We start from the raw sequence: 19992 nt of genomic DNA, 5'->3' as shown, positions 1-19992 counted from the left end.
GCGTCGTGATCGTACGGCGTCGAAGTACTGGGATCATGTCCATTTTTCTTCGAAGTAGCCCGATTTCGTCGCTTGGCCAGTTCCGGTGGGGGCGCGTTCACGCCGTGGTACGGCCCTGCCGGATGCCGTCCCCGTGGGGTACGGTCGCGGCCTTGTGAGCAACACCACGAGGAGCTGGGTCATTGCGCGAGTTCACCGTCCCGCCTTTGGCGACCGCGCCCCGGGTCGGCGGGCTGGCGGATGCCGTCTACGACCACGCCGAGGCCGACCCCGGACACATCGCTCTCGGGCGTAAGGACGACGCGGGGAACTGGCAGGACGTCACCTCCGGACAGTTCCGGGACGAGGTCATCGCGCTGGCCAAGGGCCTGCTCGCGCAGGGCGTCCGGTTCGGTGACCGCGTCGGGATCATGTCCCGTACGCGCTATGAGTGGACCCTGTTCGACTTCGCGCTGTGGTCGATCGGCGCGCAGTCCGTACCGCTGTATCCGACGTCCTCGGCCGAGCAGGTCTTCTGGATGCTGCACAACGCGGGCGTCTCGGCGTGCCTGGTCGAGCACGAGGACCACGCGATGACCGTCGGCTCGGTCATCGACCGACTCCCGCAGCTGCGCAAGCTGTGGCAGCTGGACGCCGACCCGGTGGCCGAGCTGACCGCGGCCGGTGCGCACATCGAGGACGACGTGGTGCACCGGCACCGGATGGCCGTCACCCCCGATGCCATCGCGACGATCATCTACACCTCGGGCACGACCGGCCGCCCCAAGGGCTGTGTCATCACCCACGCCAACTTCATGGCCGAGGCCGACAACATCGTCATGCGCTACGAGACCGTCTTCACCTCGAAGGGGGGCGACGAGGCCGCGACGCTGCTGTTCCTGCCGCTGGCGCACGTCTTCGGGCGGATGGTGCAGGTCGCCGCGGTCCGCGGCCGGGTCAAGCTGGGCCACCAACCCGAGCTGGCGGCCCGGGCGCTCCTGCCCGACCTGCAGGCCTTCCGGCCCACCTTCATCCTCGCCGTGCCCTACATCTTCGAGAAGGTCTTCGCCGCGGCCCGGCGGCAGGCGGAGACGGACGGCAAGGAAGGCCCCTTCGACAAGGCCGTCGACATCGCGGTGCGCTATGCCGAGGCGCAGGAGCACAAGGCGTTCGGCACCGGCTCCGGCCCCAGCGCCGCGCTGCGGATGCAGCATCAGCTCTTCGACAAGCTCGTCTACAGCAAGGTCCGTACGGCCATGGGCGGCCGGATGCGGTACGCCATGTCCGGCGGCAGCGCGATGGAGCGCCGGTTGGGGCTGTTCTTCGCCGGCGCCGGAGTGCGGATCTTCGAGGGCTACGGCCTGACGGAGAGCACCGCGGCCGCCACCGCCAACCCTCCCGAGCGGACCCGCTTCGGCTCCGTCGGCACCCCCATCCCCGGCACCACCGTGCACATCGCGGAGGACGGCGAGATCTGGCTGTACGGCGGCCAGGTCTTCCAGGGCTACCACAACGACCCCAAGGCGACCGACGCGGTGCTGCACGACGGCTGGTTCTCCACCGGTGACCTGGGCGCCCTCGACGAGGACGGCTATCTGACCATCACCGGGCGGAAGAAGGAGGTCCTGGTCACCTCCGGCGGCAAGACGGTCTCGCCGGTGGGCCTGGAGGAGCGGGTACGGGCACATCCGCTGGTCGCCCAGTGCATCGTCGTCGGCAACGACCGGCCGTTCATCGCCGCGCTGGTGACGCTGGACCCGGAGGCGGTCGCGCACTGGCTGGCCATGCGCGGCAAGCCGGAGATGCCGCCGACGGATCTGGTGCGCGACCCGGACCTGGAGACCGAGATCCGGCGCGCCGTCGTCGCCGCCAACACCCTGGTCTCACAGGCCGAGTCGATCCGTACGTTCCGGATACTGGCCAACCAGTTCAGCGAGGAACACGGGCTGCTGACGCCGTCGCTGAAGCTCAAGCGCAAGGCGATCGAGACGGCGTACTCGGCGGAGGTGGACGCGCTGTACGGGACGTGACGGGGCGGCGGGCCGCCGTGCCCCGTCCGTAACCGCACACCGCACCTCCGCCGTACGGCGGAGCCGGATCGTCCGCGGGCCCGACGCCGACCGCACCGGCGCTCAGCAGACTCGGTTGCATGTCCTCTCGCCGCCTCACGCTCCTGGGCCGGACAGCCGTCCTGGCCTGCACCCCGTACCTCGCCCTCAAGCTGCTGTGGCTGCTGGGCTTCGACGTCGGTGTCGGCGATCCGCACCGCATCGGCCGCGCCGTCTGGGTCGCGGCCAACGCCTTCACCTTCCTGCTCGATGCGATCGCGGCGGTGGTGGCTCACACCCTCACCCGCCCGGCCGGCCTACGCGCCCCGGCATGGCTGCTGCTCCTGCCGCTGTGGATGGCCTCCGGGCTGCTCGTCCCGCTGATGACCGGCGTCGTGGGCGGCAGCCTCGCCGGCCTGATCACCGGCGGCCGCAACCCGATGGGCTCCGACGACTTCATCGCCCCCTGGGTCTTCGGCGTGGTCTACGGCGGCTTCCTCGTCGAGGGCGTCACCCTGCTCGGCGCCTTCGCGGTGTACGCCCACCAGCGCTGGGGCGGTCTGCTGCGCAGCCCTCTGGGCGACCTCGCGGACACCGGTACCCGGACCGTGCAGCGGATCTTCCTCGCACCGGCCGCGGTCCTGCTGGCGGCGCTGGGCTGCCTCAACGTGCTGTGGGGCACGGGCTCGACGCTGGGCATGGACGCCGCCGAGGCGGCCGCGGGGACCGTGATCAGCTCGGCTTCGAACTGGTCGCAGGGCCTGCTCTCGCTCCTCGCCGCCGCCGGACTGCTGCTGCTGGTCTTCCCCCGTCTGATGCCCGGGCTGCGGGTGCGCTGGCCGCTCGCGGCGGCCTGGACCGGCGGCGGCGCGGCGTTCGCCTGCGGGGGCTGTATGTGGCTGGTGCAGGCGGTGACCGACGGCCTCTCCCCCGGCGCGCCCGCCGTCTCCGGTGGGCTTCCCGGCCTGGTCGGCGCCCTGGAACTGTGCGCCGGGCTGACGGTGCTCTGCGCCGGTGCCTTCACGCTCGGCGAACTCACCACCGACATGCGAGGGAATGCACAGCGGCGGATGATCGTTGAACGACCTGCAACAAGAACGTATACGTAAGGATCGATCCCCCCGTGAGCAAGGTTCCGTCCATCACGCTCAACAACGGCATCGCGATGCCCCAGCTCGGCTTCGGTGTCTGGCAGGTCCCCGACGACGAGGCGGCCACGGCCGTCGGCCACGCCCTGGACGCCGGATACCGCAGCATCGACACCGCCGCGATCTACGGCAACGAAGAGGGCACCGGCAAGGCGCTTTCCGCCTCCGGTCTCCCCCGCGACGAGCTGTTCGTGACGACCAAGCTGTGGAACTCCGAGCAGGGCTACGACTCCACGCTCCGCGCCTTCGACGCCTCCCTGGCCAAGCTCGGCCTGGAGTACGTGGACCTCTATCTGATCCACTGGCCGCTGCCGGCCCGGGACGCGTACGTCGACACGTACAAGGCCCTGGAGAAGATCTACGCGGACGGCCGCGCCAAGGCCATCGGTGTCTCGAACTTCCAGCCCGCCCATCTGGAGCGGCTGCTGGGCGAGACCTCCGTCGTGCCCGCCGTCAACCAGATCGAGCTGCACCCGCAGTTCCAGCAGGCCGAGTCCCGCGCCGTCCACGCCCGGCACGGCATCGCCACCGAGGCCTGGTCGCCGCTGGGCCAGGGCAGGGGCCTCCTGCAGGACCCGACGATCGCCCGGCTCGCCGCGAAGCACGGCAAGACCCCCGCCCAGGTGGTGCTGCGCTGGCACGTCCAGCTCGGCAACGTGGTCATCCCGAAGTCCGTCACGCCCTCGCGCATCGCCGAGAACATCGACGTCTTCGACTTCGCGCTGGACGACGCGGATCTGGCCACCCTCACCGGTCTGGACACCGGCAACCGCCTCGGCCCGGACCCGGCCACGTTCGACATGGCCTGACGGCCTCGACACAGGCCCTAGCTGCCACGCGCCACGGCGCCGTCCGCTCTTACGGACGGCGCCGTCGCATACCCGAGTGGCGGGCTCGGCGGACGGCGGGAAGTGTGGAGGGGAGCGCCACGTGTCGCCGCCGCGCGCCGGCGGGGCCTACGACGCGCGGCGCGCCGTCCTGCTTCCCTCCCCGCCGCACGGACGCGGCAGGCGCCCCCACCGAGGAGGCCACGATGCCCGAAGTCACCTCCGCCTATCAGCCCGGGACCCCCTGCTGGGTCGATCTCGCGGCCCCGGACCAGCAAGCCGCCATCGACTTCTACTCCAGCGTCTTCGGGTGGACCGGGGCGATCGGGCCGGCCGAGACCGGCGGCTATGCCGTGTGCGAGCTGAACGGCAAGCCGGTGGCCGGCATCATGGCCGCGATGGCGATGGGCGGCCAGCCCCCGCCGCCCACCGTATGGACCACGTATCTGGCGGCGACGGACGCGGACGCCACCGCCGGGGCCGTGAGCAGCGCCGGCGGCACGATCCTGATGCCGGTCATGGACGTGATGACGCTCGGCCGGATGTGTATCGCCGCCGACCCGACGGGCGCGGTGTTCGGCGTCTGGCAGGCGGTGGACTTCCCCGGCGCCGGCATCGTCAACGAGCACGGCGCACTGATCTGGAACGAGCTCAACACCACCGACCGCTCCGCCGCCGCTGCCTTCTACCAGTCCTCCTTCGGCATCGAGAGCACCGCCATGGAGATGGAGGGCGCCGAGAACTACTACGCGCTCAAGGTGGGCGACCGCCCGGTGGGCGGTATGCAGCCGATGTCCGAGCAGATGCCGCCCGACACGCCGTCGCACTGGCTGGCGTACTTCTCGGTGGCGGACGCCGACGAGACCGTCGGCAAGGTGACCGCGGCCGGCGGCGCGGCTCTCCAGGAGCCGTTCGACATGATGGCCGGACGGATGGCCGTGGTGACCGATCCACAGGGCGCCACCTTCGCCGTGATCACCCCCAAGCCGATGGAGTAGGGATGACGTCGCCGCGCCCCTGACTTCCCGTTCCGTCCTCCTCGGCTCCCCGGCCGGCGTACTGCCCGGCCGGGGAGCCGAGGGGCGAGGCGGTCCGGCGATCCGGCCTACCGCGCGCAGGCCGTGTGCACGGTCTGCGCGGACAGCAGGAAGACGTCGGGGCGGCGGGTGACGCCGGCCGGGTCGTCGGGGTCGGTGAGGCGGGCGAGGGTGGTGCGGTCGTCCGGGTCGAGGCGGTCGCCGTAGAGGTCGACGGAGCGGGTCAGACGGGTCTGGACGTATCCGCGGGCCTCGGCGGAGAGCGGGGCCGCAAGGTCCAGCAGGAAGCTGCGGGTGCGCGGGGCGCGCAGGCCCGCGTCGGCGAGGAAGGCGGGCCAGTCCTCGATGTCGTCGGCGGCCTCGGGCAGCGCCGTCCGCATCGTGGTGAACCACTCCTCGCCGGCCGCGTCGAGCCGGGACTGCAGCCCCGGGCGGCCGACGCCGATGTCGCGCGGCAGGTAGCGCGGGGCGAGGCCGCCCTCGCAGACGGCGAGCAGTCCGCCGGGCCGCAGATGGCCGGCGAGGGCGGCGACCGCGGCGCGCTGGTCGCCGACGTGGTGCAGGGCCTTGCTCGACCAGATCAGGTCGGCGCCGCCGAGGGCGTCCAGCCCGTCGGGGACCTCGGCGTGATGGGTGTGGATCCGGTCGCCGAGCCCGAGGCGGCCGGCCCGGGCGCGGGCCCGCTCCAGCAGCGCCTCGGCCGCGTCCACCGCAACCACCTCGGCCGCCGGGAAGGCCTGGGCCAGCAGACAGCTGACGACGCCGGGCCCGCTGCCGATGTCGAGCACCCGGCGCACCCCGTCGGGGCCGGTGCCGGCCACGCCCGTGAGCAGCTCCCGCAGCCAGGCCGCGATCTGCTGGTGGAGCGGTGTGTGCAGTTCGGCGCCCCGTTCGAGGATCGGGCCGAGCGCCTCCCAGTCGATCTGCGCGCTGTCATGGCGGGCGTGGTGGTGCCCGGGTCCGGTGCGGTCGTGGTCGGTCATGACAACGAGCCTCCGCTACGGGTGACTCCGGTGCAATCTCCTCTGACGTCCCGGCAACCCCAGGTTCCGGCGGGCCGGGAGGTGATCGTAGGGTCTTGGCCTGTGGCTACTCCGGGATGGATGCCGCCGACGGATACCGAGCGGCGGCTGTGCGAAGCGACGGCGCGTGGTGATGTGGACGGCCAGGTCGCCGCGGTCGTCGGCGAGGACCTGTATTTGGCGGCGCCGCAGCCGGGGCAGGACCCGCTGCCCGTCTACGACGACCCGGTGACGGGCGGCAGGTGCATTCCCGTCCTGACCCGCGGCATGCTGCCGCCGTGGCAGCCGCAGCAGTTCTTCGACCGGGTCTCGCTGGAGGAGCTGGCGCACGACTGGCCGAACGACAAATGGCGGCTGGCGATCAACCCGGGCACGCCGTGCGCGGCGTATCTGGCCGCCGTCCCCCAGGCGCGCGCCGGGTGGCTGCGGCTGCGCGCCCAGCTCGGGGTGCGGCCCGGCGGTCTGCTCGTCACCCACTTCGGGGGGCCGCTGCACGGCCCGGTCGCGCAGGGGCTGGCCTGCGGCGCGCCGCTCGCGGTGCACCACAGCGTGCCGTGGAACGAGCTCGGTACGGCCTTCCTCGACCACGCTTCGGACGCCCAGACGCTGAACGACCAGTGGTCGGTGACCGACCCCGCCGGCTGGCAGCAGCGGCTGGACCAGCTCCTGGCCGGGCAGTTCGTGCCGGCCGACACCGAACAGGCGCTGCGCGCGCGGGCGGCGGCGGACCCGGAGAGGGAGAACGAGGGCACCGACGAGGCGCCGGAGCTCCCCGAACTCGTCGCCCGGTACGAGGAGCGGTTCCGCGCGGACGGGCTGCTGCCGGCCGACGGCCGGGTGGTGTCCCTGCTCGCGCTGGATCTCGTGCACGCCGTCAACCTCGTCCGCTGGGGCCTGGGCGCCCGGCTGTGCGCGCCGCCGCAGGCCGAGCAGGCGGTGCAGCGGGTCGGCGCGCGGGCCGGGGAGGTCTACGGCTCGTGGGCGGAGTTCGCCGCGGGCTATCTGCTGGGCCGGATGCTGGCCTTCGACCACGGATGGTTCGGCCCGCAGTACGCCGAGGCGGCGCACCTCCACCGTGTGCTCACGCAGGACCCGTCCTCGCCGTGGCAGGTGCTGCCCTTCGCGTGAGCGGGCGGGCCGCCGGACGATCGTCCATACGGGGGACGTGGCCGCGGAGAGCTGACGGGGGGCGGTGCGGACCGGGACCGTGAGGGGTGCCCACCGCCGGACGCGATGCCACCCCGGGCGGGCGGTGGCCGCCCGGCCGTCTCCGGACAGTCCTGGCGCGGGGGATGATGCAGGACGTGACGACGAGAGGACGGACGACATGGGCGACAGCGGTACGCGCCGGGGGATGAACCGGACGCTGCTGGACCGCGCGCTCGGCGCCGCCGGGCCGAAGCCGCCGCCCGCCCGGCCCACCTGGGCCCAGTGCCGTACCGCGCTGCGCCGTACGCCGCTGTCCGTCTGGCACGACGATCTGACGGACTGGGCGGCGAGCCTGACGTACTACTCGGTGCTGGCGCTGCTGCCGTCGCTGATCGTCACGGTCTCGCTGATCGGGCTCGCCGACCCGGCGGCCACCGAGCAACTCATCAACCAGATCAGCGCCATCGCCCCGGCCGAATCGGGTCCGACCGTCCGCCGGGCGCTGGTCGGCATGGCGCATCAGCGCACCGCGGCGTGGGTGGTGGTGGGCGGCGCCCTGGCCAGCGCCCTGTGGTCGTCGTGCAGTTATCTGGCCGTGTTCCGCCGGGCGCTGCACGCCATGCACCGGACGAAGGACGACCGGCCGCCGTGGCGCAAGGCGCCGCGGATCCTGGTGACGGCGCTGCTGCTGATGGCACTGCTGATCAGCAGTGCGGTGGCGCTCCTGGTGAGCGGGCCGATCGCGACCGCCGTGGGCCGGGCGCTCGGGTTCGGTGAGGCGGGCGAGGCCACCTGGAACCTGCTGAAGTGGCCGCTGCTGCTGGTGTTGGCCACGGTGCTGGCGATGGTGCTGTTCCGCTCCGGTCCGCCCAGCTCGCGCGGGGTGCGGCGGGCGGCGCCCGGTGGTGTGGTCGCGGTGCTGCTGTGGCTGGTGTCGTCCGCGGGCTTCGCGCTCTACGCCTCGTACGTCGGCACCTTCAACCGGCTCTACGGCTCGCTGGCCGGACCGGTGGTGTTCCTGATCTGGCTGTGGTTCTCCCACCTGTCGCTGCTGTGCGGCGCCCAGTTCAACGTGGAGCTGGCGCGCGCGGGCCGGGTGGTCAGGCCGCGCTCGGGCGACTGACCCGCCACACGCCGGTCAGCGGGCGCCGTGGGCCGGGGCGACCTCCTCGATCCTCCGGGCGAGGTCGAAGTCCAGCTGGGTGATCCGGCCGCCGGCGCTGTGGGTGTTCACCGCGACGGCGAGCCGGTCGTAGCCCAGGGTCAGCTCGGCGTGGTGGTCCAACTCCTGCTGGATCCGGGCGATATGGACGACCATCACGGCGGCCGGCAGATGCCCTGGGAAGGAGTAGCTCCGGCGCAGCAGGTCGTCCTCGACGGACCAGCCGGGCAGCTCCGCGAGGCGGTCCTCGATCGCCTGGGCGCTGAGCGGTGCGGGCCGAGCGTTCACGGTGTTCTCCTCGCGCGGTAGGGCGACTTCCTCACGGCTCCAGCCTGTCACGGGGCGGACGCTTCCGCCGGGTGCCGCGGATCCCTCGCCCGGCCGTCGGAGTGAGACGCAGACCATATAATCGGCGCTGACGGCCGATCAGCTTTGCTTCACCCGGCACTTCGGAGATCAGCTTGGCAGCTTCCAGCCTTCCGGAACCTGATCAGGAATGCTTCTTCATCGCCCCCATCGGGGAAGAGGGTTCGGACATCCGCAACCGCTCCGACGGCATTCTTGAATTCATCGTGCAGCGAGCCGCACAGGAGATAGGTCTCACGGCGGTCAGAGGAGATCAGATCGCCGAGCCCGGGCAGATCAATCTGCAGGTCCTGGACCATATTCTGCGGGCGAAGGTGGCGGTGGCTGACCTCACGGGGCTCAACCCCAACGTCTTCTACGAGCTGGCGGTGCGGCACACCGCCAAGCTGCCGGTGGCGCTGATCGCGGACAAGGCCTGCGACCTGCCGTTCGACATCGCCCAGATGCGGGTCATCCTCTTCGAGCACACCGATCTGCGCAGTGCCGACAACTGCCGGCAGCAGATCGTCACGCATCTGAAACAGGCGTTGAACAGCGGCAATTCGGAGAGCCCGATCTCCACCACCCTCGACGTGCAGTCCATGCAAGTGGGCAGCCCCGTGGAGCGGAGCGTGGCCGAGATGGTGACCAGCGTCGAGGAGATCGCGCGGATCCAACGCCATATCGCGGTGGACCTGAACCGTATCGCGCAGGGGCGGAAAGAGACCGAGCGCGAGGATTTCGCGCTGCGCTACGCCCTCAAGAAGCTGAAGACCCTCCGCGAGAACATCGCCGATATGAGTCAGAGCGAGATCGAATACGTCCTGGGTCAGGCGGCTGAGGCGGTCTGGTCCGCGACGTCCCCCCGCCTGCAATTGAGCTCGCTCAACGAGCGGACCACCGTGCGCGTCCCCGAGGAGCGGACGGCTCAACCGGACAACCTCAACTCGCTTGTTCTGGCGGAGCTTCAGCAGGTGGCCTCGGCACTCGGCATCAGGGGTACGGCGCGCATGCGGAAGTCGCAGCTGATCGCGACGATCAGGGAGAAGCAGAGCAGCAAGAACTGAAAGGCGGCGGACCCGGCGAACGGGCGCCGCGCCGCGGGCCGACGACGCCGGGCTGAGGCCAGCCCCACCCCTTGGTGGCGGTAACCCCCCGTTCGGTGCGGGGGGTGCACCGGCTGTCGGGCCACGGGCCGGGTCGGAAGACTCGCCGATATGACGACGGGGCTTGGGCGGTCACTGGCGGGTGCGGCGCTCGCCGGGGGCTGGGCGGTGTTCTTCACGCTGGGCGACAGCTGGTGGCAGCCGGCGGTGGCCGGGCTGCTGGCGCTGGTGTCCGGGCAGGTCGCGCTGGTCACCCGCGAGACGGCGGATCGGCGGGTGCGCCGGGGACGGCGGGCGCGCCGCGGTCGGCGGCCGAGCGAGATCGGCGGGCGGCTGTTCGGCAACCTCGGCGTGGGGATGTCGTACGGCTGGTGGATGAGCCGGCACCCCGGCACCCCGCCAGGGTGCGGCGAGCGCCCTCAGATGGGGCGGCTCTCCCTTCCGCTGCTGGCGCTGGAGGGCTTCCGGCTGCGGGTGGCGAGCGTCCGGGCCCTCCGTTCCCCCACGCTGCCGGCATGGGGGACGGAGGCGGTGCTGCTGCTGGCGCACATCACGCTCTATCTGTGCGCACTGTTCCTGGTGCTGTCGCCCGGCAAGGCGCTGGTCTTCCTCGTCGTCCATCAGGGCGCCTTCGGCGTCTTCCTGAGCCGCCACGGCAACTCGGGCGGACGGGCGATCCCGTCAGGAGACCTTCTCGGGGACCGCGTCGGGCTGCGGCCGGTGGGCGGGCGGCGTCGCCGCGGCGCCCGCCTGGTCCTCCCGGCGTCCCGCACGGCGGGCCGCCATCCAGGCATAGACGAGGATGCCGGCGAAGAGGAACAGCACGCCCTGGTAGATCGCGGCGTAACCGGCCCCGGCGACGAGCCAGAAGGTGAAGCCGAACGCGACGAGGGCGAGGGTCAGGTCCCGGGCGAAGCGGGCCGGGCGGACCTTGTCGCGGCGACCGGTGAGCAGGAAGTAGACCTGCGCGCCGGCCGCGAGGAGATAGGGCACGGTGGCGGAGAAGGTGGTGATCAGGACCAGAATCTCGAAGACGCCGCCGCTGCCGATGAAGTAGTTGATCACCGTCAGGACACTGGCCAGGACGGCCGCGGCCAGCACGCCGAAGGTCGGTACACCGCGCCGCTTGGTCAGGAACGCGGCCGGGAAGAGACCGTCCTTGGCGGCGGCGTACGGGGACTGGGCGCTCATCAGGGTCCAGCCGTTGAGCGCGCCGATGATCGAGACGACGGCCGCGCCGGCGACGAGCGTGCCGCCCCAGTGGCCGCCGAACATCGCGTCGACCGCGTCCGAGAACGGTGCCTTGGAGTTCACCAGCTTGTCGTGCGCGACGCTGCCGAAGACGGCGAGGGTGCCCAGGAGGTACACCACGGCGGCGCCGATGGTACCGAGGACGGTGGCCCGACCGACGTTCCGCTCCGGGTCGCGGACCTCGCCGGCGCTCATCGCGGCGGACTCCACACCGACGTACGAGTAGAGGAGGATCGCGGCGGCCGCCGACATCCCGCCGACCGCGCTGCCGCCGCCGGCGTTGAACGAGCCGAGGTTGTCCGGGTCGAAGAAGAACAGGCCGACGACGGCGATGAAGAGCAGCGGGACGAACTTGAGGACGGTGGAGACCAGCTGTACTGCGCCCACGTAGCGGGTGCCGGCGAAGTTGGCGATGGCGGGGAGCCAGAGCGCGCCCAGCGCCACCAGGAGATCGGTGCCGGCGGAGGCGCGGCCGGGGAAGAGGACGTGGACATAGCCGACGGCGGCGACCGCGAGGGCCGCGTTGCTGACCCAGGTCATGGTCCAGTACGACCAGGCGGAGAGGAAGCCGGCGAAGTCGCCGAACGCCTCACGCGCATAGACATACGGGCCGCCGGTGTCCGGGTGGCGCTCGGCGAGCCGGCCGAAGACCAGGGCCAGCGCGACGGCGCCGATGGTCAGGACGCCGAAGGCGACCAGGCTGACGGTGCCGAACGGGGCCACCGAGGCCGGCAGCAGAAAGATGCCGCCGCCGATGATGTTGCCCATCACCAGGCAGGTGGCTGTCAGCAAGCTCATCCGAAACGGCTGCTTGGCTTGATTGTGCAGGTCAGAGCCGGTCTCGGGGTCCTGAGCGGCAGGGCTGCGGTGCATGGATCGTGCGTCTCTCGTCGTGCCGGTGCCCGAGGTCGCCGGGCCATAGCACATGGTCACTGCCTGGGGGCCCGCTTCAAAATCGCCGGTAATGCTCCGGCCACGGGCACCTCGGAGCGAAGGATCTTCGGCCCGGCGGGCACCCGGCAGTAAGCCTCACCCCGACCGCTCCAGGTCTTCAGCGGTCGTCGCACTCGTCGAGCCCCGCGATCGCCTGCGCACGCTCGACGGGGTACTCGCCGGCTCCGGGCACGGCGAGCGCCGTCTGGAACTGCTCGCGTGCCTCGGCGAGGCGTCCCGCCGCGGAGTAGGCGCGGCCCAATCGGGCGCGGATGTCCATCTCCAGCCGGTCGTAGTGGGGTTCGGTGAGCGGGGACAGCGTCCGGTGCCGGGAGAGGGCCTGGTGGTGCAGGGCCGTGGCGGCGCTCAGGTTCCCCTCGCCCTGCTCCGCGGTGCCCAGTCGGGTCAGGACGATCGCGTGCAGGAGAACGTCCCCGCCCCGCTGCACCAGCTCGGCCGCGTGACGGTACAGGGCCTTGGCCGCACCGTAGCGACCGAGGTCGAGGTGGACCCCGGCGGCGTTGGCCACGGCCATCCCGATCACGCGGGGCCGACCGTTGGACTCGGCGTGGGCACGGGCGGCGGCGAAGCAGTCGAGCGCCTCCTCGGAGCGCTGCCGGCTGTGGTGGACGGCCCCGAGGATGGACAGGCCCATGGCGGCCAGCCAGTCGTCGTCGAGCCGCCCCGCCAGCTCCACCGCCTCGGTCAGCGAGGGAATCGCCTCTTCGGCCCGGCCCAGATTCAGGTCGGCGGCCCCCAACCCGCCCAAGGCCACGGCCTCTTCGCGCCGTTCGGCTCGGCGGCGGCTGAGGTCCAGCGCCTCGGCGAACCGGTCCCGCGCTTGGGGGATGCGCCCCTGGTAGATGTCGGCGATGCCCAGGCAGTTGCGCAGCGCGGGGGCCATCCTCCGGTCGGTGGCCCGGTCCGCGTGCGCGAGCGCGCTCTCCAGGGCCGTCCGGCCCTCGTGGTAGCGGCCCCGGCGGATGAAGTAGTCGCTCAGGGCCTCGGCGATCCAGCAGGCGTAGTCGGCCTCGCCGAGCGCCGCGGCGTGCCCGACGACATCGGCCAGCTCCGCGCCGGCCGCGTCCAGCCAGCCCTCGGCCTCCTTCCAGTCCGCGAACGGCGCCCCGCCGGGTTGCGGCCCGGTGGGGAAGCCGCCCGGGCCCCAGTCGCTGGTGGTCCGGGCCGCGTCCAGGTAGAGGCGGAGGGCGGCGGTGCGCGCCGCGCCGGCTTCGTCGGGCTCGGCCTCCGCGAGCCGCCGTGCGTGCACCCGGACCAGGTCGTGCAGGCGGTAGCGGCCCGGACGGGGCTGCTGCACCAGGCTCGCGTCGACGAGGCTCTCCAGGATCCGCTCGGCGTCCCGGGGTGACCGGTCCAGCATGGCCGCCGAGGTCGGCGCGTCGAACTCGACGGTCGGCGACAGGCCGAGGGTGCGGAAGGTGAGCTGCTGCTCCGGCGTGAGCTGGTCGTACGACAGGCGGAAGGCCGCCTCCACGCTGCGGTCCCCGGCACTGAGCTCGCCCAGACGGTGCTCGTCGCCCGCCATCCGCTCCACCAGATACGCCAACGTCCAGGCCGGACGGGTCTGCAGTCGCGCCCCGGCGATGCGCAGGGCCAGCGGCAACCCGTCGCACAGCCGGACCAGTTGACGGGTCGCCGCCGGCTCCCGGTCCGCGCGCCGCTCCCCCACGATGTCCCGGAGCAGGGACAGCCCCTCGCCGGTCTCCAGGGGCTCCAGGGTGACCCGCCGATCGGCGTCCAGGCCGGCCAGCCGCCGCCGGCCGGCCACCAGCACCGTGCTGCCCGGTCCGGCGGGCAGCAGCGGACGGATCTGCCGCGCGCCGGGCACATCGTCCAGCACCAGCAGCAGCCGCAGCGGGCTGGTCGCGGCCCGCCACGCCGCGGTCAGCTCGTCGAGGTCGTCGGGCACCTCGCTGTCGGCGGCGCCGAGCGAGCGCAGCAGCCTGCGCAGCACGCGCTGCGGGGAGATCCTGTGCCGTCCGGTGCTGTGCGCACGGAGGTCCACGAAGAGGCAGCCGTCCGGGTGGTGGGCGCGCAGCGCACCGGCCGCGTGGACGACGAGCGCGGTCTTGCCGACGCCGGCGGTCCCGTCCACCGCCACGACCGACACGGATTCGGGCGGCGCGGGCGCGGTCAGCAGCGCCAGCTCGCGCTCCCGGCCGATGAGGCGGCCGGTGCCGCCCGGCAGTTCGTTGACCACGCGGCGCGGTCGGCGCGGCACGGCGGCCGGGCTCGCCGCCGCGCCGAGGAGCTGTGCGTCGTCCCGGCGCAGCACCGCCTGGTGCGCCCGGCTGAGTTCCTCGCCGGGATCGACCCCGAGTTCGTCGCGCAGCCGCGTGCGCATGTCCTGATAGGCGCTCAGCGCCTCGACCTGGCGTCCGCTGCCGTACAGGGCGCGCATCCGCAGCGCGGTCAGCGACTCGTCGTAGGGATCGGACGCGGACATGGCGACGAGGTCGTCCAGTGCGTCGGCGGAGCGGCCGAGCAGGACCAGGCATTCGAGGTTCTCCCGCCGCAGCGCGCGCCGGCGCCGCGCCAGCCGCCCCCGCTCGCCCTGCGCGAACGGCCCCGGCAGCCCGGCCAGCGGCTCGTCCCGGAACAGGCCGAGCGCCTGGGCGGAGCAGGCCATCGCGGTGGCCGGGTCGTCGGACGCCCGTGCGCGCTGCACCTCGCCGAGCCGTTCGGCCAGTTCCGCCACATCGAGCCGTACCTCGTCGCCGACGAAGCGGTACCCGCCCCGGCCGCCGCGGATGACCGACGCCGCCGGTCCGGTGCCCACCGCGTCGAGCGCCTTGCGCAGCGGGTAGACATAGCTGGGCAGTACCCGGCGCCCGGTCTTGGGCGGCTGGGCTCCCCACACGTCGACGAGCAGCTGCTCATGGCTGACCAGCGTGCCCGGACGCAGCACCAGCGCGGCCAGCACCGCCTGCCGCCGGATCGGCCCCAGGTCCAGCGGCGTCCCGTCACGCCAGGCACGCACCGGGCCGAGCACCTCGATCCGAAGCCGCTCGGCGGATCCCCCGTCCACAGCCAAACCCTCCGCCCCCGCGCCGCCGTCGGCATCACCGCGATTTCATCGGCATTTCAGCGTCTCCCGCCAGGGTTGGCAAGTCACCACCGAGGACCGCGGGGAAGCAGGGGGAGCGGCGAGGCGGGCCGGTACCGGGCGCGGCACGGGGTGCGCCCGCGACACGCCGGGCGTCGCGCCGTTCCCTCGGCGGATCTCCGCGGCGGCCGACGGCACGCCGTGCGTATGTGTCATTTCCCGACCTGGAGGTCATGTTGAGCGAGCACCGCCCCACCCGCAGAAGTGTCTTGAGGGCCGTCGGCGGGGTCTCCGCGGCAGTGGCCCTCGGCGGCGCGAGCGTCCTTGCCGCGGCCTCGCCGGCCGGTGCGGCCGACGACGGGCTGCGCGTCGTGGACCGCCGGGAGGACGACCCCCGCATGTGGTACTACCGCTTCGCGACCGACGCGATCGGCTGGGAACCCGCCGTCAACGTCCTGCTCCCCGACGACTACCACTCCAGCGGGCGCACCTACCCCGTCCTGTACCTGTTCCACGGCGGCGGTACCGACCAGGACTTCATGACCTGGGACCGCGCGGGCATCCGCGATCTGACCGCCGGCAAGCCGATCATCGTCGTGATGCCCGACGGCGGTCACGCGGGCTGGTACTCCAACCCGGTCAGCTCCAACACCGGCCCCCGCAACTGGGAGACCTTCCACATCGCCCAGCTGCTGCCGTGGGTCGAGGCGAACTTCCGGACGTACGCCGAGTTCGACGGCCGCGCCGTCGCCGGGTTCTCCATGGGCGGCTTCGGCGCGCTGAAGTACGCGGCCAAGTACTACGGCCACTTCGCCTCGGTGAGCGCCCACTCCGGCCCGCCCAGCCTGCGCCGCGACCTCGGCGCCGTCGCGCACTGGGCCAATGTGTCCTCCGCGGCCCTGGACCTGGCCGGCGGCACGATCTACGGCGAGCCGTGGGACGAGGCCAAGGTCAGCGCCGACAACCCGATCGAGCACATCGAGCGCTACCGCGACAAGCGGATCTTCCTCGTCGCCGGTACCAGCCCCAACCCGGTCGACCCGTTCGACCTGCTCAACGAGACCGAGGTGCTCGCCGGCCAGCGGGAGTTCCGGGCCAAGCTCGACGAGGCCGGCATCCCGCACGAGTCGCACGAGCAGCCCGGCGGGCACTTCATCCGCCCCGAGATGTTCACCCGCGACCTCGACGGCATCCTCGACCGGCTCCGCAAGGCATAGGGAGGGCGCGCGCGAGCGGTCACCCCTGGTCCGGTGGTGGAACACCGTCGGGGGTGGCCGCCCGGCGCCGGGCCGTGTCCTGGGCGGGGCCGACCGGCTGTTGCGGACCGTCGGCCTCGCGCAGCCAGCGCCGCAGCACCCGGTGCACCGCTTCGGCACCGGTCAGCGCCCGGCCTTCCGGGGCCGGCGGGGTCAGTTCGGCGGGCCAGAGGAGGAAGGCGTGGCTCTGGGCGCCGCCCAGCCCGCCGTGTGAGCCGATCTGCTCCTCGAAGGCGTGCACCGCGCCGGTCGCCGGGTCGTAGGCGGAGTTGACCATGAGGTCGGCGGTGTGCGGGAAGCGGGCGGTGCGGCGTACGGCCTCGGCCGCGCCGGCGCCGAAGGGGGCCAGTGGGTCGCGGCCGGTGATGCGGCCGGTGTCGAGGTGGTGCTCGGCGCCGGCCGGGCCGAGCACCACGGGGCCGTGCGCGGCGGAGCGGACCAGCAGGAAGCCGATGCCGGGGTGGTTGGCGAGGGTGCCGAGCAGGGCGGGGTGCCGGCGGTCCAGCTCCTCGCGGGTGATCCGGCCGGGCACGTCCGGGAAGGACACCAGCCCCAGGTTTCCCGAGGCCAGTACGACGGGCTGGGTGGTGGAGCGGTCGCCCCGCGCCCCCTCCGGGCGGTGGAGGGCGGCGCGGGCGGCTTCCCTGGCCTCGGCCCCGCTCGGGGTGCGTCCGGCGCGGCGCGGCACCGGCAGGCCGCAGCCGGCGCGGACCAGGTCGCCCAGGCTCAGCCCGTAGCGCTCCAGGAAGGTCGGGCCGTGGCTCTGCCCGTGGTCGGAGAGCAGCACGATGCGGTACGGGCGCGGGGCGTGCCGGGCGGCCTTGGCGATCAGCGCGACGACCCGGTCGAGGCCGCGCAGCACCTGGTGGGTGTCGCGGTGTGCGGGCCCGGAGTGGTGGGCCACTTCGTCGTAGCCGACGAGGTCGGCGTAGACGGCACGGCGGCCGGCGAGCAGGTCGCCGATGACGGCGGCGACCACCACATCGCGCTCGACGACGGTGGCGAAGGCCCGGATGACGGGGTAGAGGCCGCCGCGCTTGACCCGTGGCAGCTCGCGGCGCAGGCGGCTGCGCAGCGACTGGACGATCTCGCGGACGACCTCGGCGCCGAAGGAGACGGCGGTGCGGGTGGCGTTGGCCGGGTCGGAGAAGTAGGCGAAGTATCCGGCCCGGGAGCGGTTGTGCCGGCCGCGCCGGGCGGCCACCGACATCACCAGCGCGACCTGGTCGGCGCCGCCGCTGAAGAGGTTGCCGCGGCTGGCGCCGTCGTGGGCGAGCAATCCGCCGTCGCCGGTGCGCTCGACGGCGCGGCGCTGCAGTTCGGCGGCGCTGCTGGGCCGGTTGCTGACGACGAGGGTGCCGGTGTCCTTCTCGTACCAGCGGAAGGCGGGCAGGTCCTCGTTGCTGCCGTGCAGGATGGCGAGCTGGCTGGCGCCGGTCTGGCTGGACCAGTCGGTGCGCCAGGGGGTGAGGTGGTGGGTGTCGCCGATCCAGCGGGCGACGGTCGCCATCAGCGGCCGCTCGCCTCGGGTGGCCTCCCGCAGCAGGTCGTGGCCCAGGCCGTCGAGCTGGAGGAAGAGCGTGCCGGGGGTGTCCGGGCGGGGGGCGGCGCGGGTGCGCCGGCGGCCGGCGAGCCGCACCAGCCGGCGGTGGTAGGCGTCGTCGTTGCGTACGGCGAGGAAGGCGGAGGTCGCCGAGGAGGCCGCGGACATCGCGGCCGCGACGATCACCGCGGTCTGCGGGGCGGCCCGGCCCTGCCCCGCGGGGATCAGATCGAGCGCGAGCAGCAGCAGCGAGCCGTTGAGGACGAAGACCAGCAGGCCGAGGACGAGGGCCGGCACCAGCAGCAGGGCGCGGACGAGGACCGGCCACACCAGCGCGCTGAGCAGGCCGAACGCTCCGGCGCCCAGGGCGGCGGCGAGGGCGGTGCGGGTGAGGCTGTCCCCGCCGGCGGACTGCAGCTGAAAGTCGGGCAGCAGTGCGGCGAGCACGAGCAGGGTGAGGCTGGCGACGGCCCAGACCGCGAGCACCCGGAACAGGGCGCCGCCGAGGGATCTCCACCGCGGCATCCGCAACGCCGTCCCTCCTCCCGCCCCGGCCCGCGCCGGCTGCGCGGACCCGCCGCCGAGCGTCCTACCACGCGTCTGATGCACGAGTTATGCCCGATCTGCGGCGTGCGCCCGTCGTTCCCGGCCGGATGGTGGAAGATCGGAGGATGGAGGTCACCTGGTGGGGGCATGCCACCGCGACGGTCGAGGACTCCGGGGTGCGGGTACTGACCGACCCGCTCTTCGTACGCCGGCTGGCCCATCTGCGGCGCCGCCGGGGCGCGCTGCCGCCGCCCGAGGCCGCGCGGGCCGATCTCGTCCTGGTCTCGCATCTGCACGCCGACCACCTCCACCCGGCGTCGCTGGCCCGGCTCGCGCCGGGGACCTCGCTGGTGGTGCCGCGCGGGGCGATGGCGGCGGTACCGGGGCTGCGCAGGGTGGCCGCGGCCCGCCGGCTGCGAGTGGTCGAGCTGCGGGTGGGCGAGGAGTGCCGGGCCGGTGCGGTGACGGTACGGGCGGTGCGCGCGGCGCATGACGGGCGGCGGCTGCCCTGCGGACCGCGCCGGGTGCCGGCGCTGGGCTATGTCGTGCACGGCCAGGCGCGTACGTACTTCGCGGGCGACACCGGCCTGTTCGAGGAGCTGGCGGAGGAGGTCGGTCCGTGCGATGTGGCCCTGCTGCCGGTGGGCGGCTGGGGGCCGTTCCTCGGACCGGGCCATCTGGACGCGCGGCGGGCGGCGCAGGCGGCGGCCCGGCTGGCGCCGAGCTGCGCGGTCCCGGTGCACTACGGCACGTACTGGCCGATCGGGCTGGACGCCGTGCGGCCGCATGAATTCCACGCGCCGGGCCTGGAGTTCGAGCGCCACATGAGGCTGATGGCACCGCAGGTGACGGTCCATCGGCTGGGGCACGGCGAGTCGGTGCGCCCGAAGGCGGGGCGATGACCGCGCCGACGGCGCCGGCGGGGCTCGCGCTGGCATCGGCCGGTGAGCTGCTGCGGAGTGTGCCGCCGGAGTCGACGCAGCAGGCGGTGGGCTATCCCTCATTGTTCCTGCTGGTGATGCTGGGGGCGCTGGTGCCGGTGGTGCCGACCGGGGCGGTGGTCAGCTCGGCGGCGGTGGTCGCCTTCCACCACGCCTCGCCGTTCTCCTGGCTGATGGTCTTCGCGGTGGCGTCGTGCGCCGCGTTCCTCGGCGATGTGCTGCTGTACTGGCTCGGGTCGCGCGGCAGTCGTTCGCGCAACGGCTCGCGCTGGCTGTCGCGGCTGCGCGCCCGCGCCGCCCCGGAGCGGCTGGAGCTGGCGCAACACAAGGTGCGCGAGCACGGGGTCCTGGTGCTGGTGCTGTCCCGGCTGGTGCCGGCCGGGCGGATCCCGGTCATGCTGGCATGTCTGCTCGCGGCGATGCCGCTGCGGCGGTTCGTCCGGGGCGCCGCGCCGGCGTGTCTGGCCTGGGCGGCGACGTACCAGCTCATCGGGCTGCTGAGCGGTTCGCTGTTCAGCGAGCCGTGGGAGGGCGTGGCGATGGCAGTCGCGCTGACGATGGCCATCGCCGCCGTGCCGGCCCTCTGGCGGCGCGTCAGACCGGCCGGGGACGGGGGCAGCTAGAGCCGGCCC

General features: G+C 73.2%; 14 protein-coding genes and 1 pseudogene. 10 read left to right on the top strand and 5 right to left on the bottom strand.

The features are described from left to right. Positions 1-182 precede the first annotated feature (182 nt). The 4 genes from WAB15_RS33195 (at position 183) to WAB15_RS33180 (ending at position 5000) form a co-directional block, all read left to right on the top strand. Positions 183-2009: an AMP-dependent synthetase/ligase gene (locus WAB15_RS33195; protein ID WP_399148963.1), complete on the top strand. Its 1827-nt coding sequence runs from the start codon at positions 183-185 to the stop codon at positions 2007-2009. A 119-nt stretch (positions 2010-2128) separates the two neighbouring features. Then, positions 2129-3136, top strand: a complete 1008-nt coding sequence (locus WAB15_RS33190) for a hypothetical protein (RefSeq protein ID WP_407288505.1) — start codon at positions 2129-2131, stop codon at positions 3134-3136. Positions 3137-3150: 14 nt separating this feature from the next. Beyond that, positions 3151-3984: an aldo/keto reductase gene (locus tag WAB15_RS33185; RefSeq protein WP_407288504.1), complete on the top strand. Its 834-nt coding sequence runs from the start codon at positions 3151-3153 to the stop codon at positions 3982-3984. 224 nt (positions 3985-4208) lie between these two features. After that, positions 4209-5000, top strand: a complete 792-nt coding sequence (locus WAB15_RS33180) for a VOC family protein (RefSeq protein WP_407288503.1) — start codon at positions 4209-4211, stop codon at positions 4998-5000. Between the two features lie 107 nt (positions 5001-5107). Here WAB15_RS33180 and WAB15_RS33175 read toward each other — a convergent pair whose 3' ends face one another. Next, positions 5108-6022 carry a class I SAM-dependent methyltransferase gene (locus WAB15_RS33175; protein ID WP_407288502.1) on the bottom strand — a complete coding sequence of 305 codons (915 nt, stop codon included), beginning with the start codon at positions 6020-6022 and terminating at the stop codon, positions 5108-5110. A 120-nt stretch (positions 6023-6142) separates the two neighbouring features. Between WAB15_RS33175 and WAB15_RS33170 the strand changes: the two genes are divergently transcribed. Together WAB15_RS33170 and WAB15_RS33165 are read left to right on the top strand one after the other, a co-directional pair. Continuing rightward, positions 6143-7189 carry a DUF1266 domain-containing protein gene (locus tag WAB15_RS33170; protein WP_407288501.1) on the top strand — a complete coding sequence of 349 codons (1047 nt, stop codon included), beginning with the start codon at positions 6143-6145 and terminating at the stop codon, positions 7187-7189. 199 nt (positions 7190-7388) lie between these two features. Further along, complete coding sequence (locus WAB15_RS33165; protein WP_399148957.1) at positions 7389-8333, top strand: YihY/virulence factor BrkB family protein; 945 nt, start codon at positions 7389-7391, stop codon at positions 8331-8333. Between the two features lie 15 nt (positions 8334-8348). Here WAB15_RS33165 and WAB15_RS33160 read toward each other — a convergent pair whose 3' ends face one another. Then, positions 8349-8660, bottom strand: coding sequence for a 4a-hydroxytetrahydrobiopterin dehydratase (locus WAB15_RS33160; protein WP_407288500.1), 312 nt, complete (start codon positions 8658-8660; stop codon positions 8349-8351). A gap of 1004 nt (positions 8661-9664) precedes the next feature. On the opposite strand from WAB15_RS33160, the pseudogene WAB15_RS33155 reads away from it, so the two are divergent. Further along, positions 9665-9775: pseudogene (locus WAB15_RS33155) on the top strand (Rho termination factor N-terminal domain-containing protein); the annotation flags it as partial. Between the two features lie 729 nt (positions 9776-10504). On the opposite strand, the gene WAB15_RS33150 reads toward WAB15_RS33155, so the two are convergent. Together WAB15_RS33150 and WAB15_RS33145 are read right to left on the bottom strand one after the other, a co-directional pair. Then, on the bottom strand, positions 10505-11872 hold the full coding sequence (locus WAB15_RS33150; RefSeq protein ID WP_399148955.1) for an amino acid permease: 1368 nt from the start codon (positions 11870-11872) through the stop codon (positions 10505-10507). A 253-nt stretch (positions 11873-12125) separates the two neighbouring features. Next, positions 12126-15056: an AfsR/SARP family transcriptional regulator gene (locus WAB15_RS33145; protein WP_407288499.1), complete on the bottom strand. Its 2931-nt coding sequence runs from the start codon at positions 15054-15056 to the stop codon at positions 12126-12128. A 251-nt stretch (positions 15057-15307) separates the two neighbouring features. Between WAB15_RS33145 and WAB15_RS33140 the strand changes: the two genes are divergently transcribed. Beyond that, positions 15308-16291 carry an alpha/beta hydrolase gene (locus WAB15_RS33140; protein ID WP_407289336.1) on the top strand — a complete coding sequence of 328 codons (984 nt, stop codon included), beginning with the start codon at positions 15308-15310 and terminating at the stop codon, positions 16289-16291. A gap of 19 nt (positions 16292-16310) precedes the next feature. Here WAB15_RS33140 and WAB15_RS33135 read toward each other — a convergent pair whose 3' ends face one another. Next, positions 16311-18398: a phage holin family protein gene (locus WAB15_RS33135; RefSeq protein WP_407288498.1), complete on the bottom strand. Its 2088-nt coding sequence runs from the start codon at positions 18396-18398 to the stop codon at positions 16311-16313. 146 nt (positions 18399-18544) lie between these two features. Here WAB15_RS33135 and WAB15_RS33130 point away from each other — a divergent pair, with 146 nt between their 5' ends. Continuing rightward, on the top strand, positions 18545-19321 hold the full coding sequence (locus WAB15_RS33130) for an MBL fold metallo-hydrolase (protein ID WP_399148952.1): 777 nt from the start codon (positions 18545-18547) through the stop codon (positions 19319-19321). After that, entirely contained in the window at positions 19318-19983 is a 666-nt protein-coding gene (locus WAB15_RS33125) for a DedA family protein (RefSeq protein WP_407288497.1), read from the top strand. Before WAB15_RS33130 ends, WAB15_RS33125 begins: the two co-directional genes overlap by 4 nt. The last annotated feature ends 9 nt before the right edge of the window (positions 19984-19992 follow it).

Source organism: Streptomyces sirii (assembly GCF_045690365.1).
Lineage (GTDB): Bacteria > Actinomycetota > Actinomycetes > Streptomycetales > Streptomycetaceae > Streptomyces > Streptomyces sirii.
This window is presented reverse-complemented; position numbering and strand designations above follow the sequence as displayed.